Here is a 12,489-nt window from a genome sequence, read left to right as displayed (position 1 = left end):
CCTTTCCTTTTATTATTATAATATACTTTAGCGAGTTGATGCGCTAAATTAAAAATGCGTGACAATTTGGCGAGAGTTGATTATAATAGGTTTATTATTTAAAAATGTATCACACTTTTAAGTTATCTGAAAGTGCCGTATACGCAAAGAAGAGGGGTAAGAGGAATATGAGTCAACAAGATTTAGAAGGATTACGTAGTCAGATTGATAGCTTGAACTTAGATATTTTACGTTTAATTAATGAGCGTGCAGCTGTCGTGGAAGAAATCGGTAAAATTAAAGAGAAGCAAGGTGTGCACCGTTACGATCCATTACGTGAGCGTCACATGCTCGATTTAATCCAAAAGCATAACAACGGTCCATTAAACCAAATGACGGTTGATTACATCTTCAAACAAATCTTCAAAACGGCTTTAAAACAACTTGAAGCTGAAAAGAAAAAAGAATTACTTGTTTCACGTAAAGAAAAGTCAGAAGATACTGTTATTAATATTAATGGTGATTTAGTAGGTGCTGGTGGTCCATCATTCGTATTCGGTCCATGTGCTGTTGAATCATACGAACAAGTAGAGGCAGTTGCAGCAACAATTGCTGAAAAAGGCTTAAAATTAATTCGTGGTGGTGCATACAAGCCACGTACATCGCCATATGATTTCCAAGGCTTAGGTTTAGAAGGCTTAAAAATCTTAAAACAAGCAGCGGACAAGCACGGCTTAGGCGTTGTGACTGAAATCGTAACACCAGCTGACTTAGAAACAGCGTTAGATTACGTAGATGTAATCCAAATTGGTGCACGTAATATGCAAAACTTCGAATTATTAAAAGCAGCGGGCGAGTTGAAAAAACCAATTTTATTAAAACGTGGTTTAGCAGCAACAATCGACGAGTTCATTCACGCTGCTGAATATATTATGTCTAAAGGGAACGAAAACATCATCCTTTGTGAGCGTGGTATTCGTACATACGAAAAAGCAACGCGTAATACGTTAGATATTTCAGCTGTACCGATTTTAAAACAAGAAACGCACTTACCGGTAATGGTTGACGTAACGCACTCTACAGGTCGTCGTGATCTATTATTACCATGTACAAAAGCTGCTATCGCGATTGGTGCAGATGGGGTTATGGCAGAAGTTCACCCAGATCCATCGGTTGCCTTATCAGATCAACAGCAACAAATGGATATCCCAACGTTCAATGCGTACTACAACGAAATTTTAAAATTCATGAAGCAATACGAAGTGTCTAAATAAAATTTTTGCCCCTTAAGTAGTGTATCTACTTTGGGGGCTTTTTATATAGAAGTACTTAGATCCGTAGGAAACTATTGAAAAGTAGGTGAAAAAAGCGGTATGATGCAATAAATAATAATCCGTTTTAACAGGATAAATTAAGTAATTAAGTAAAGGGTTTGACAACAATGGATCAACAAAATATTTTTCAATTAATTCATACACTCGAACAAGTAAGTAATGCCAACATCGTTCGTTTCACGAAAAAGTTCCCGTACCCAATAGGCATTTCGCCCATTCTAGTTTTACAAGAATTGAAAGTAAATGGACCAAAAAAGCAAATAGAACTAGCGGGTATGCTCGGTTTTACAAAAGGAGCGATGACAAGCATTGCCAACAAGCTTGCGGCCAATGACTTAGTCGTGCGCATTTATGATGAAACGGATCGCCGTACAATTCAACTTGATATTACGGATGAGGGAAGAAATGCACTAAAAAAGGCAGCAGAAATTGGTGAACAGATTTATTTGGATCTATTTTCAGCGTTAACGGCAGAAGAAATTGAAACATATTTAGCGCTTCAAAAAAAGCTAATACAGCACAAAGAATAAGGGGAAAAGGGGACTATCAGTAGAGATAGGACTCTTTTCATCATAATTTCCACAAAAATGTCGAAAAATCTAGTAATTTACTGGGTTTTCAATTGAAAATGGAAATGAAAGTATTATATGATGAAACTATACATAAATATCGGTATTCTTGATATTTTTAATGAAAAGGTTAAGGTAAAAGGGGGAGATTAGTTTGACTGTCACAATTTACGATGTTGCACGCGAGGCGAATGTATCGATGGCAACGGTTTCACGCGTAGTTAACGGAAATCAAAATGTTAAGCCAGCAACGAGAAAAAAAGTATTGGAAGTTATTGAACGACTTGAATATCGACCAAATGCGGTTGCACGTGGGCTAGCAAGCAAAAAAACAACATCAGTAGGAGTCATTATCCCTGATATTTCGAACAATTTAAATGCGGAGCTTGCGCGCGGTATTGAAGATATTGCAACGATGTATCGTTATAATATTATTTTGGCGAACTCAGATCAAAACGAAGACAAGGAACTCTCACTCCTTGATACAATGCTCGGAAAACAAGTAGACGGGATTGTCATGATGAGTGAAGAGGTAACTGAAAATATTCAGCGTGCGGTAGAGACATCCCCAGTGCCAATTGTACTTGCAAGTTCGATTTGTGATGTAGAAAAAATTTCTTCTGTAAACGTTGATTATTATTCAGCAGCAAAAGAAGCGGTAGAGCTACTAATTAACAACGGCCATCAGCGCATTGCTTTTGTTTCAGGTCCACTACAGTACACAGTGAATGGGAAATATAAATTAGCGGCCTATAAAGACGCTTTGCAGCAAGCAGGCATTGAGCTAGATGAGGCGTTAATTGTATCGGGTGATGGCTCGTATGATGATGGGTTAGAAAGCTGGGCGACCTTAGCAACAATTGACGTACCACCAACAGCTATTTTTGTGGGCAATGATGAGCTAGCAATCGGCTTAGTACACGGCGTTCAAGATAACGGCAAACGTGTACCTGAAGATGTAGAAGTGATTAGTTTTGAAAATTCAAAGCTTGCACGCATGGTCCGACCACAATTATCAAGCGTTGTCTTACCACTGTACGATATTGGTGCAGTAGCAATGCGCCTACTGACGAAGTACATGAATAAAGAGGAAGTAGATGAACCGCATGTCATCTTACCTCACCGCATTGAAAAACGAGATTCAAGTAAATAAAAAGTAGCTTGTAAAACAGTGAAAGTCAGCCCGAATTGCCGGGCTGACTTTTCATTTGGAATTAAAAAAGCTCAGTAAAAATTATTTAACGAGTAGCGTTGAACAGTTCGCGTTTTTTGTAACGTAGGTGCTGACACTACCAAATACCATCTCTTGCATTGGGTTTAGGCCACGACATCCGATTACGACTAGGTCTACTTTATTATTATTTGCATAGTTAGAGATCATACGACCAGCTGGACCGTGTACAATCGTTAATTTAGAGTTCGTATGGTTTTGTTGAATATATTCTTGTTCTGTATTTACTTTTTGCGTATACTCTGCTTCTAGGTTGTCTAATGTACCTTCATGTACTGCCTGAGAAGCGATACCTTCTGCTGGAATCACGGTAATCAGTTCGATTAACGATTCTTCAGAAGCTACTTTTACAGCGTCTTGTGCTGCGCGCAATGAGTTTTCAGAGCCGTCAACAGCTAGTAAAATGTGTTTATACATAAAAAAACCCCCAATTTGTTAATGTAATTATTATAGTATATATTTTCAAATTTTGGTGCAATTCCCTTGTGAAAACGAAAAAAACTATGCAAACTTTGTCAAAAGCGTGCATAGTTTTAGGCGTTTTGACCGATCGGGGCTTAAAAGGCACTTTAGCACTCTTTTGTTCACTAACTCCGATTTTTTTCTGTGCGAATCATATGTAAGGCCTTTTCGAGCATTTGTGCATTTTTTTCCTCGATTTCGGCTTTACGTGGAATGGCTTCGTATAATGGATTTGGATCTTCCCATGTAGGAATGAATGGTACTGGCGACTCGCCCTGCCATTTGTCGAGCCAGGCTTGTGGTAATGGCCCGCTCGGTAATTGCTGATCCGTCATTTCCGTCCAAATATACGACCAAGCGCGCGGCACTACTCGCCAAATATCATAGCCGCCACCACCTACCGCAATCCAACGACCCTCGCAATATTCATGGGCAAGTTTATGCGCAAGCTTTGGAATTTCTTGATAAATATTCATCGTGCCGTATAAATGTGTGAGTGGATCGAAATAATGCGCATCGGCTCCGTTTTGTGTTAACACAACATCCGGCTTGAAAAATTCAAATACTTCGCGCATAGATTCTTCATACACTTGTAAAAAGCTTTCGTCTTCAGTAAAAGCATCAATAGGGAAGTTAAAGGATGTGCCGTAACCTTCTCCGTTCCCGCGTTCCGTAATATTGCCGGTGCCTGGGAATAGGTAGCGGCCTGTTTCATGAATTGATAACGTACAAACATTCGGGTCATCGTAAAACGACCATTGCACGCCGTCCCCATGATGCGCGTCCGTATCGACATAGAGCACGCGTAATCCATATTTTTCTTGGATGTATTTAATGGCGACGCTACTGTCATTGTAAATACAAAAACCAGAAGCACGGCCACGGAAACCATGATGCAGTCCACCACCTAAATTAATGGCGTGCTCGGCTTTACCTTGAAGCACATAGTCAACGGCTTGAAGTGTACCACCAACGAGTAAGGCACTCGCTTCATGCATGTTTGGGAACATCGGTGTATCCTCTGTTCCAATGCCGTATGGTTCGCCTTGCTGCGTTGTTAAGTCACCATGTCCGGCTTTTTTGACAACTTCTATATATTGTGGGTCATGAGCAAGTGCGATTTCTTCATCTGTTGCGATGCGCGCGGGTACGATGTCATCTTCTGAAAGCGCGCCAATATTTTTTAGTAAATCAATTGTTAAATGTAAGCGTTTATGATTAAACGGGTGTGTGTCCGAAAATTTGTAATTAAGCTGATCTGGTGAATAAATAAAAACGGCTTTTTTCATCGTGTTACGCCAGGTAAATGAGGCCACAATACATGGAAGCCTTGATTTCGTAAATCTTCAATAATCGGAAGTGGATTAATTACTTGTAATCGGACACTTAAAATACGCGTTTTTTCACTATCACCATCTGGATAAACAAGCACGCTTAACATATTGGCATGATTTTCGTAAAATACTTTTGTGATTTCGTTCAAGATGCCAGGACGGTCTTCTACACGGATATCGATTTTGGAGCCCGGTTTATGCGCACCAGTTAATTCAATGTATGTGTACAATAAATCCGTTGTTGTGACAATCCCCACTAACTTATTGGCAGAAATAATCGGTAAGCAGCTAATTTTAGCATCGTAAAATGTCAATGCAACCTCTTCAACAAAGTCGAGCGGATGACCAACAAGTGGATTTTTCGTCATAATTTCATCAACTGCTGCATCGTAAATCGTCGAGTTCGGCTCCTCACGTAAGCAGGAAGGTAACGCCTTTTTGATGTCATGATCTGTGACGATTCCAACAACGTTATGTTCATTGTTCACAATGGGTACATGACGAATATTTTTTTCGCGCATTAAGCGCACGGCATCACGCACTGAATTTTCAGGCGTGAGCGTATGTAGTTCACGGTTCATAATCTCTTCGACAATCATTTTCAGGTCCCCTTTGTGATAAGAATTAATACATGAAGCGGCTTCTAAAGCGTAATCTGTCAAAACGCTCAAGCGTTTCTGGTCCAACACGTGACCCCACACGTGCCATGAGACAGTTCGCTGGATGCGATGTAATTTCTGGATCATCCGTTGCATAGTATTCAAAGTTGGTCGTTGTCATCATACGTTCCATCATATTACGATAATCCCACACTGAAAGACCTGTGCCTTTTAAGTCCCAATGCCAATAATATTCGGTTGTAATGACTAAATAATCTTCCATTGAATCGTCCATAAATGATACTTCTAGTAATTTTTTACCTGCACCTGTCCCACGAAATGATGGAATTACCTCGATGGCACCGAGTTCAATCATATTTGGAATACGATCTTCTGCCCAGCGTTCAAGTGGGTCAGGGTACAAATACGTTACATAGCCAACAATCATATGATCTTGGCGAATAACAATAATGCGGCCTTCCTCTAATTTTGCAATGTCCACAAGTGCCTCGTGTTGCTGCTGAGAAGGGCGAAATGCTTTTAAATCTTCGTGTAAAGTATACGAAGCAAGCTGCTCAGAAGGAACAGGTCCCTCCACTAAAACTTTGCCATGCCTTGTATCAAGCTCAACGCAATAATGATTTTTTACATGATTCATAGTCACACCACCTGCTTATGATATTTCCATTATACTCTAATTAATGTAAAAAAACGCTTAAATTTACATGTTATAACTTAATTTTTAGAAAATTTAAAAAAGTTTTTGATTATTATAGTACAGTGGGTTAAAATGTTTTTGTGTTATATAAAAAGGGGGGCGTTTTATGGGGATGAAAACAATGGAGAAATTAGCGGCGATTCCAGGGGAACATAATTTAAAAAATTATGAGGAAACAGTTGCTACACACGAATGGGGAAATACTGAGAAAGCATTCTCTTGGTATGAAACAGGCAAGGTAAATATTGCATATGAAGCGATTGATCGCCACGCCGATTCACAGCTAAAAGACAAGGTTGCGCTCCATTATAATGATGGTTCACGTAAAGAGGCGTATACGTTTGAACAAATGAAGTACTATTCAAACCAAGCAGCGAATGTTATTCAGGCAAAAGCGAATTTACAAAAAGGGGATCGGATTTTCATTTTTATGCCGCGGACACCAGAGCTTTATTTTAGCTTATTAGGGTCGCTTAAAATTGGAGCAATTGTTGGACCATTATTCGAAGCCTTTATGGAAGGTGCAGTATATGACCGTCTAGCGGATAGTGAGGCAGTTGCAATCGTAACAACGTCAGCGCTACTGAGTCGCATACCACTTGAAAAATTGCCACACTTAAAAACGGTCTTTTTAGTAGGAGAACATATAGAAGAAACAGATAAAATTATCGACTTTAACAAGCACTTACAAGAGGCATCTACAGACTTTGACATCGAATGGGTTGATAAAGAGGATGGCTCAATTTTACACTATACGTCAGGTTCTACAGGTGCACCTAAAGGGGTACTCCATGTACATTATGCGATGGTTCAACAATATCAAACGTCAAAGTGGGTACTTGATTTAAAAGATGACGACATTTATTGGTGTACAGCAGACCCAGGTTGGGTAACTGGAACCGCATACGGGATTTTCGGTCCGTGGCTGAACGGGGTAACGAATGTCATTATCGGTGGTCGTTTTAGTCCGCAAGCCTGGTACAGTGCAATTCAAGAATACAAGGTAACCGTTTGGTATAGTGCACCGACCGCATTTCGTATGTTAATGGGTGCAGGTCCAAGTGTCATTCAACAGTACGATTTATCGTCACTACGTCATGTGTTATCGGTTGGGGAGCCGTTAAACCCAGAGGTAGTACGCTGGGGTATGGATACCTTAGATCACCGTATTCATGACACATGGTGGATGACCGAAACAGGTGGCCACATGATCTGTAATTACCCATCAATGGAAATCAAGCTCGGTTCAATGGGAAAACCTGTGCCAGGTGTTTACGCAACGATTGTTGATGATGCGGGAAATGAAGTACCACCGTTTACAATGGGCAATTTAGCTATAAAAAAAGGTTGGCCGGCAATGATGCGCGGGATTTGGGGCAATCCAGAACGCTATGACTCGTACTTCTTAAAAGGTGAGTGGTATGTGTCGGGGGATTCTGCTTATATGGATGATGAAGGTTACTTCTGGTTCCAGGGGCGTGTGGATGATGTCATTATGACAGCAGGTGAGCGCGTTGGTCCGTTTGAAGTTGAAAGTAAATTGCTTGAACATCCGGATGTCCTGGAAGCTGGTGTAATCGGAAAGCCAGACCCAATACGCGGTGAAATAATTAAAGCATTCGTTTCATTACGTGAAGGTGCCGTGCCAAGTGAAGCGCTTGAAGCAGAAATTCGTGAATTTGTAAAAACGGGTCTTTCAGCGCACGCAGCACCACGTGAAATTGAATTCAAAGACAAATTACCGAAAACACGCAGTGGTAAAATTATGCGTCGCGTGTTAAAAGCATGGGAGCTTGATTTACCAACGGGCGACTTATCAACAATGGAAGATTAAATGAGCAGGCAAAGCTACTTTACACTAGCTTTGCCTGTTTGGTTCTATAATGAAATTAAAAATTTAGAATTATTTAAGAATATATAAAAATACAGTTGACTAAATAATTATACATAACTATACTTAATTTTATCTTTTAATGAAATGACGTACGAAATGAAAATCCGAGGTGACATCATGAAGGTAGGAATAATTGGTGCAACAGGCTATGGCGGGTTAGAGCTGCTACGCTTTTTGCATAACCATAAAGAGGTAGAACAAATTGGCTTATTTACATCATCTGAAGAAGGCACGGTATTCTCAGATAAATTTCCACATTTAACAGATTTATATAATGTACCATTACAGAAAATTGATTATGACGCACTAGCAAAATACGATGTTGTGTTTGCGAGCACGCCGTCTGGAGTCTCAAGCAGTCTATTTCCACCCCTTGTTGGCTTAGGTCCAAAACTGATTGATCTATCAGGTGATTTCCGATTAAAGGACTTAGCAAGCTACGAGCAGTGGTATAAAAAAACACCAGCGCCACAAGCGGCCGTTGATAAAAGTGTATACGGCTTAACGGAATGGAATGAACAAGCAATTCGTGACGCTGAATTAATCGCCAATCCTGGCTGCTATCCAACAGCGGTATTATTATCACTACTTCCGTTAATTAAGCATAAATTAATCGATCCGAGCTTATTAATTATTGATGCGAAAAGTGGCATTTCAGGCGCGGGCAACAAACCTTCACAAGCGGCACATTATAGTGAAGCGAACGAAAGCTTCTCGATTTATAAAATTAATGAGCATCAGCATATTCCGGAAATCGAGCAGGCAATTAGCTTATTTGCAGGTATTGATACGACGATTACATTTAATACACATTTAGTGCCGATGACGCGCGGCATTTTAGCGACGTCTTATGCACAAGTGACAGAAGGTGTGACGCAGCAGCAATTAATCGATTGCTTAAATGAAACGTATAAAAACCATCCATTCGTGCGTGTTATTCAAGATGCGAATGCGATTGGCACAAACCGAGTGAAGGGCTCCAACTTCTGTGACATTTACGTCAAGCTTGATGAACGAACAAAGCGCGCAACAATCATTGGGGTGATTGATAACTTAGTTAAAGGCGCGGCAGGTCAAGCGATTCAAAATATGAACGTGCAATTCGGGCTACCACAACAAACAGGTTTACAACTTGTACCATACTTTATTTAGGGGGCAAACTCATGGCATCAACAATTGAAATGAAAAAATTATCAAGCAAAAATATCGTGTCACCAAAAGGCTTTACAGCAGCAGGAGTACACTGCGGAATCAAACATAAGAAAAAAGATTTAGCCATTTTAATTAGTGACGTTCCGGCGAGCGTTGCCGGTGTCTTCACAACAAATGCTGTGCAAGCAGCACCGATTAAGGTAACAAAAGAAGTTGTTTACAATACGAAAAAAATGCAAGCAGTAATCGTCAATTCAGGAAATGCCAATGCTTGTACAGGCAAGCAAGGATTAGCAGATGCGTACCAAATGCAGCAGCTAACTGCTGAAAAATTAGGCATTGATGCAAGTTTAGTAGGGGTTGCTTCAACAGGGGTAATCGGTGAAATTATGAAAATGGAGCCAGTGCAAAGCGGGATGGCGCTACTGAAACCAGATTCAAAATTAGAAAACGGCATTGATTTTGCGCAAGCAATCATGACGACAGATACAGTGATGAAAAATACTACGTACGCAACCGTTATTGACGGAAAAGAAGTGTTAGTTTCAGGCGCGGCAAAAGGTTCAGGGATGATTGAGCCAAACATGGCAACAATGCTTGGTTTTATTACGACAGATGCAAACATTGAATCTGATGAATTACAAAAGGCATTATCAAGCGTGACAGACCGTACATTTAACTCAATTACAGTAGACGGAGATACGTCGACAAATGACACAGTTGTTGTCATGGCGAATGGTCTAGCAGGTAATGAGCCACTGTCACCAGCACATCCAGATTGGGAAAACTTCTATACAGCACTACGCCTTGTTGCAGAGGATTTAGCGAAATCCATTGCACGTGATGGTGAAGGGGCAACGAAGTTAATCGAAGTGGAAGTAGAGGGAGCGGTTTCAGACGAGGAAGCACGTAAAATTGCAAAAACAGTTGTCGGTTCACCACTTGTTAAAACAGCGGTATTTGGCTGTGATGCAAACTGGGGTCGTATTATCGCCGCGGTCGGTTATTCAGGTGCAACGGTTGATCCAGAAAAAATTACAATTAAAATTGGTGGCGCAACAATGGTCGAAAACGGTGAGCCAATTAAATTTTCAGAAGATGAGCTAATCGAAATTTTAAAGCAGCATGAAGTAAAAATTTACGTGTCGCTTGAAGTTGGCGAAGGGCACGGATTTGCATGGGGGTGTGATTTAACTTATGACTATGTTCAAATCAACGCATCATACCGCTCGTAAAATGGTCATTAAGCTTGGAGGCAGTGCGCTAGAAGGTCTAAACGAAGCCTTCTTTCGTAATTTCAAAGCGCTGCAAGCACAAGGGATTGAGCTGATAATTACCCATGGTGGCGGTCCGGCAATTAACCGCGAATTAGCAGCGGCAGGCATTACGTCACATACAGTAAACGGCCTGCGTGTTACGAGTGAAGAAATGATTGGCCTTGTCCAATCAACGTTAATTGGTAAAGTAAACCCAGCACTTGTACATGAGCTTCAGGCGGCAGGTATTGCAGCGATCGGCTTAAACGGCTTTGATAACGCGCTGCTAACAAGTGACTTTTTAGATTTTGAAACGTATCAATACGTAGGGGAAGTCAAACGAGTAAATGTCGATATTTTAAATACGTTAACTGAAGCAGGCGTTGTGCCAGTCATTGCTTGTATTGGCGCAACGCAGTCAGGTCAGGCATTAAATATTAATGGGGATACAGTAGCAAGTGAAATCGCGCTCGCAGTTGGCGCAGATTGCCTATTACTTGTCACAGATGTTGCGGGAATTCGTATTAACGATGAATACCAAACCGAAGTGACACCGAGTTTAATCGATACTTGGATTAAAGAAGGTCACATATACGGAGGGATGATACCGAAAGTACAGGGCGCGCTAAATTGCCTACAAGCCGGGATTCCATCCGTTCGAATTGTCAATGAAACATTAACTGGTACGACGATACAAAGTGAGGAGCTAGTAAGATGAGTGCATTATTTCAAAATTACGCAAGAAGACCGTTTGCCATTGTCGAAGGAAAAGGCACAGAGGTTTTTGATACAACAGGTAAACGTTATTTAGATTTTACAAGTGGTATTGCGGTGTGTAACTTAGGTCACGCACATCCAGCGATTGTGGAAGCGATTAAAACCCAAAGTGAAAAGCTATGGCATATTAGCAACTTATTTGAAAGCCCAGGCCAAGAACAATTAGCCGCGTCTTTAGTCAAAGATATTCCATTAGACTACGCATTTTTCTGTAATAGTGGTGCGGAAGCCAACGAAGCTGCCATTAAATTAGCACGCAAGCATACAAGCAAGCATAAAATTATTGTCTTTGAGCAAAGCTTCCATGGTCGTACATTTGGTGCGATGAGTGCGACAGGTCAAGATAAGGTGCGCCAAGGTTTCGGTCCATTAGTAAGTGAATTCATTACATTACCATTTAATGACGTAGCGCAGTTGAAAGCAGCGGTAGACGGAGAAACTGCGGCAATCATGCTTGAAATCATTCAAGGTGAAGGTGGCGTAAACAGCGTTACTGATGAATTCGCACAGGCGATAGCGGACATTCAAGCAAGCTCGGATGTATTAGTCATTGTTGATGAAGTGCAAACGGGTATTGGCCGTACGGGTACGCGCTTTGCGTTTGAGCAAACAGCGATTACACCGGACATTGTGTCGATGGCAAAAGGTCTTGGCGGTGGTTTCCCAATTGGTGGGATCTTAGCGAAGGCAAAATTCTTTGATACATTTAGCGCGGGCACGCACGGTACGACATTTGGTGGCAATCCACTAGGTGTGGCAGTAGCACAAACAGTCATTAACCATATATTTGACGAAGCATTCTTACAAAATGTCCAGCACAAGTCTACATACATCGTTGATAAGCTACAGCAAGCGTTTCCTGAAGCGAAGTATAGTATTCAAGGGAAAGGCTTAATGCTGGGCCTTAGCTTAGGTGGCGAAGAGGTAGCACCGTATGTAACGGCTTTAGATGAAGCCGGCTTACTAACTGTAGCAGCTGGCCCAAAAGTCATCCGTTTATTACCGCCATTAACGGTAACAGAGCAAGAAATCGATGAAGCGGTTGAAAAGCTAGTAGCAGTTATTAAAAAATAAAATGACAACGCTCCCTGTATGCGAATCGTATTTCATGTGCAGGGATTTTTTATAGAATGGCTAACTAAACGAAAAAAATCCCTAAGCTAATATTGGCTTAGGGATTTTAT

The 12,489-nt window shown here is 40.9% G+C and carries 12 protein-coding genes; 8 read left to right on the top strand and 4 right to left on the bottom strand.

All coding sequences use genetic code 11. The features are described 5' to 3' along the window. Positions 1-167 precede the first annotated feature (167 nt). From NSQ62_RS15695 to ccpA, 3 genes are all read left to right on the top strand, one after another. On the top strand, positions 168-1,253 hold the full coding sequence (locus NSQ62_RS15695; RefSeq protein ID WP_341321073.1) for a bifunctional 3-deoxy-7-phosphoheptulonate synthase/chorismate mutase: 1,086 nt from the start codon (positions 168-170) through the stop codon (positions 1,251-1,253). A gap of 167 nt (positions 1,254-1,420) precedes the next feature. Next, on the top strand, positions 1,421-1,843 hold the full coding sequence (locus NSQ62_RS15690) for a MarR family transcriptional regulator (RefSeq protein ID WP_341321072.1): 423 nt from the start codon (positions 1,421-1,423) through the stop codon (positions 1,841-1,843). 193 nt (positions 1,844-2,036) lie between these two features. Further along, positions 2,037-3,035 (top strand): catabolite control protein A, encoded by a 999-nt coding sequence (gene ccpA / locus NSQ62_RS15685; RefSeq protein ID WP_341321071.1) that lies wholly within the window; start codon positions 2,037-2,039, stop codon positions 3,033-3,035. An 81-nt stretch (positions 3,036-3,116) separates the two neighbouring features. Here ccpA and NSQ62_RS15680 read toward each other — a convergent pair whose 3' ends face one another. From NSQ62_RS15680 to NSQ62_RS15665, 4 genes are all read right to left on the bottom strand, one after another. Beyond that, positions 3,117-3,530 (bottom strand): universal stress protein, encoded by a 414-nt coding sequence (locus NSQ62_RS15680; RefSeq protein WP_341321070.1) that lies wholly within the window; start codon positions 3,528-3,530, stop codon positions 3,117-3,119. Between the two features lie 170 nt (positions 3,531-3,700). Further along, complete coding sequence (locus tag NSQ62_RS15675) at positions 3,701-4,864, bottom strand: acetoin utilization protein AcuC (RefSeq protein WP_341321069.1); 1,164 nt, start codon at positions 4,862-4,864, stop codon at positions 3,701-3,703. Then, positions 4,861-5,508, bottom strand: a complete 648-nt coding sequence (locus NSQ62_RS15670; RefSeq protein WP_341321068.1) for an acetoin utilization AcuB family protein — start codon at positions 5,506-5,508, stop codon at positions 4,861-4,863. Before NSQ62_RS15670 ends, NSQ62_RS15675 begins: the two co-directional genes overlap by 4 nt. A gap of 25 nt (positions 5,509-5,533) precedes the next feature. Continuing rightward, a complete protein-coding gene (locus NSQ62_RS15665) occupies positions 5,534-6,166 on the bottom strand; it encodes a GNAT family N-acetyltransferase (RefSeq protein ID WP_341321067.1) in 633 nt (210 codons plus the stop codon). A gap of 172 nt (positions 6,167-6,338) precedes the next feature. Between NSQ62_RS15665 and acsA the strand changes: the two genes are divergently transcribed. From acsA to NSQ62_RS15640, 5 genes are all read left to right on the top strand, one after another. Continuing rightward, on the top strand, positions 6,339-8,060 hold the full coding sequence (gene acsA / locus NSQ62_RS15660) for an acetate--CoA ligase (RefSeq protein WP_341323953.1): 1,722 nt from the start codon (positions 6,339-6,341) through the stop codon (positions 8,058-8,060). Between the two features lie 177 nt (positions 8,061-8,237). Beyond that, positions 8,238-9,272, top strand: a complete 1,035-nt coding sequence (argC, locus tag NSQ62_RS15655; RefSeq protein ID WP_341321066.1) for an N-acetyl-gamma-glutamyl-phosphate reductase — start codon at positions 8,238-8,240, stop codon at positions 9,270-9,272. An 11-nt stretch (positions 9,273-9,283) separates the two neighbouring features. Beyond that, entirely contained in the window at positions 9,284-10,507 is a 1,224-nt protein-coding gene (argJ, locus tag NSQ62_RS15650) for a bifunctional ornithine acetyltransferase/N-acetylglutamate synthase (protein WP_341321065.1), read from the top strand. After that, positions 10,470-11,246, top strand: coding sequence for an acetylglutamate kinase (gene argB / locus NSQ62_RS15645; RefSeq protein ID WP_341321064.1), 777 nt, complete (start codon positions 10,470-10,472; stop codon positions 11,244-11,246). The genes argJ and argB overlap by 38 nt, the downstream gene beginning before the upstream one ends. After that, positions 11,243-12,379, top strand: coding sequence for an acetylornithine transaminase (locus NSQ62_RS15640; protein ID WP_341321063.1), 1,137 nt, complete (start codon positions 11,243-11,245; stop codon positions 12,377-12,379). Before argB ends, NSQ62_RS15640 begins: the two co-directional genes overlap by 4 nt. The last annotated feature ends 110 nt before the right edge of the window (positions 12,380-12,489 follow it).

It is taken from the genome of Solibacillus sp. FSL H8-0523 (assembly GCF_038051985.1).
GTDB lineage: Bacteria > Bacillota > Bacilli > Bacillales_A > Planococcaceae > Solibacillus.
The sequence above is the reverse complement of the archived record's forward strand: the minus strand, read 5'-3'. Positions and strand labels throughout refer to the sequence as shown.

Bases quoted from the DNA above. Each gene is read 5' to 3' on its own strand.
- NSQ62_RS15695 (WP_341321073.1), top strand. From the start codon at position 168: ATGAGTCAACAAGATTTAGAAGGATTACGTAGTCAGATTGATAGCTTG.
- NSQ62_RS15690 (WP_341321072.1), top strand. From the start codon at position 1,421: ATGGATCAACAAAATATTTTTCAATTAATTCATACACTCGAACAAGTA.
- NSQ62_RS15680 (WP_341321070.1), bottom strand. From the start codon at position 3,530: ATGTATAAACACATTTTACTAGCTGTTGACGGCTCTGAAAACTCATTG.
- NSQ62_RS15675 (WP_341321069.1), bottom strand. From the start codon at position 4,864: ATGAAAAAAGCCGTTTTTATTTATTCACCAGATCAGCTTAATTACAAA.
- NSQ62_RS15670 (WP_341321068.1), bottom strand. From the start codon at position 5,508: ATGATTGTCGAAGAGATTATGAACCGTGAACTACATACGCTCACGCCT.
- NSQ62_RS15665 (WP_341321067.1), bottom strand. From the start codon at position 6,166: ATGAATCATGTAAAAAATCATTATTGCGTTGAGCTTGATACAAGGCAT.
- acsA (WP_341323953.1), top strand. From the start codon at position 6,339: ATGAAAACAATGGAGAAATTAGCGGCGATTCCAGGGGAACATAATTTA.
- argC (WP_341321066.1), top strand. From the start codon at position 8,238: ATGAAGGTAGGAATAATTGGTGCAACAGGCTATGGCGGGTTAGAGCTG.
- argJ (WP_341321065.1), top strand. From the start codon at position 9,284: ATGGCATCAACAATTGAAATGAAAAAATTATCAAGCAAAAATATCGTG.
- argB (WP_341321064.1), top strand. From the start codon at position 10,470: ATGACTATGTTCAAATCAACGCATCATACCGCTCGTAAAATGGTCATT.
- NSQ62_RS15640 (WP_341321063.1), top strand. From the start codon at position 11,243: ATGAGTGCATTATTTCAAAATTACGCAAGAAGACCGTTTGCCATTGTC.